The 496-nt window shown below is 38.9% G+C and carries 1 pseudogene; it reads left to right on the top strand.

Annotation, left to right across the window (positions count from 1 at the left end):
- A pseudogene (locus tag J7R13_RS08810) lies at positions 1 to 496 on the top strand (BID domain-containing protein); the annotation flags it as partial.

The following is a 496-nucleotide window of genomic DNA, read 5'->3' as shown; positions in this document are numbered from 1 at the left end:
AGTCGTTTAGCATCTATTTATAAAGATCCGCAAGAGGCTGCGCTTAGGATTGAGCAAACAATTTTAGCGGGTAAAGGCGATAAACTTCCTGATATTCTAGCTAAGTCTCCAGAGAGAGCTGGTGAGCTGCGTGGATCAGATCGTTTAATCGATAAACTCAAATCTACAGGAAAAGAACGAAAAGAAGCGCTTTACAATGTTCCTCTTGCTGTCTCTACTATGAGAGCGCTTCAATCCTTTTATAAGAATTCTTATGAGACACATATGGATAGTTTTACGCGGGAGCGTGAACAATTAAAAGTAGAGGTTCTGTCACTTTCTCAAGAAGCAGTGACTTTTATGAAAAATGTTGAAGCTGGTCGTGATAGTTCTTCAAAGATACCAGAGCAGATCAATCAAGAGTTTTTAAAGCTTCCAAGTGCTTTAGATAAGCGTTTTGGACAGGATGCCATTCATAAACATGACTTTGACTTGTCAATAGTAATACCTCAAAACC

The sequence above is a fragment of the Bartonella taylorii 8TBB genome (genome assembly GCF_902825155.1).
GTDB classification, from domain to species: Bacteria; Pseudomonadota; Alphaproteobacteria; order Rhizobiales; family Rhizobiaceae; genus Bartonella; species Bartonella taylorii_A.
This window is presented reverse-complemented; position numbering and strand designations above follow the sequence as displayed.